The following is a 1,276-nucleotide window of genomic DNA, read 5'->3' as shown; positions in this document are numbered from 1 at the left end:
ATTACCCAGCGGCACTCTAGATGGGGGCAAGCCAAGTATTTGGGATATCAGCGTGCACAGCCAAACGGTGGAATCGGCGTTCAAAGTGCAAGATTACAACTACCGTGATGCCAAAGCGAGTTTACTAGGACAAGTCAATACCCAGCCCAAAGACACCACTACCCACGGCACCCATTACCTTTATGGCGCGCATTATAAAGGCTTAGACAGTAATCGAGTAAACCATAACCTAGATAACCAAGAAGCGACCTCAGACAGTGATGATAACACAATTGAAAGCGGTAACTGGTATGCACGAATCCGCCATGAGCACGCTATCAGCCAGCAAACTCTCATCAAAGGTAAAACTAATCAGTATAACCTAGCACCAGGGCAACGGATTTACCTTAATGGTCATCCTCTGACCCATATTGATGACGGCCTTGTTATTTTAAGTGTCACCGGTAAGGGCAACCGCACTAATGCTTACCAGCTCAGCTTTACCGCCATTCCCTTTAATAGTTTAAAACCGTATCGCCCAGCCCCTATTGCTTGGCCGCAAATTAGCGGCACCTTACCTGCAAGGGTAACCAGTCCAGATAACGACACTTATGGTTATATCGACACCCAAGGGCGATACCGTGTAAAATTCAATTTTGACTTAAAAGCGTGGAAAAAAGGCAACGAAAGCCTATGGATAAGGCTGGCTAGACCGTATGCGGGTGACCGTTATGGTTTTCACTTTCCACTGATTGATGGCGCCGACGTTGCGATTGCCTTTATGGGCGGTAACCCAGACAGACCCTATATTGCCCACGCGATGCACGACAGCAGCCACCCTGACCTTGTCACGACAGCCAATAAACACCGCAATGTGATTCGCAGTGCGGCTAACAATAAATTGCGTATGGATGACAAACGGGGGCAAGAGCATATAAAGCTGGCAACCGAATATGGTAAAACCCAATTAAACATGGGGCACCTTGTCAACCAAAATAAAGAGGGGCGTGGAGAAGGGTTTGAACTGAGAACTGACGAATGGGGAGCAATTGCAGCCAATAAAGGGCTATACCTTACCACCGAAACCGAACCCAAGGCACAAGGCAAACAGCTAGATATGCAAGCCGCGATTACGCAGCTTGAAAACGCCTTATCGATTGCCAAAGCGCTACAAAATGCAGCGACCCAGTCCCAAGCACATAGCGCTGATATCGACAGCCAACAACAACTAAACACCGCGCTCAGCCAACTAACCCAAAGTGGTCTGCTTGCCTATGCACAAGAGGGGATAGCCTTA

Annotated in this window: 1 protein-coding gene; it reads left to right on the top strand. The window is 48.2% G+C overall.

Annotation, left to right across the window (positions count from 1 at the left end; genetic code table 11):
- Positions 1-1,276 (top strand): type VI secretion system Vgr family protein (locus tag O970_RS09660; protein WP_133459485.1); only part of this gene is annotated, 1,276 nt, incomplete at both ends.

It is taken from the genome of Candidatus Schmidhempelia bombi str. Bimp, from assembly GCF_000471645.3.
Classification (GTDB): Bacteria; Pseudomonadota; Gammaproteobacteria; order Enterobacterales; family Orbaceae; genus Utexia; species Utexia bombi.
This window is presented reverse-complemented; position numbering and strand designations above follow the sequence as displayed.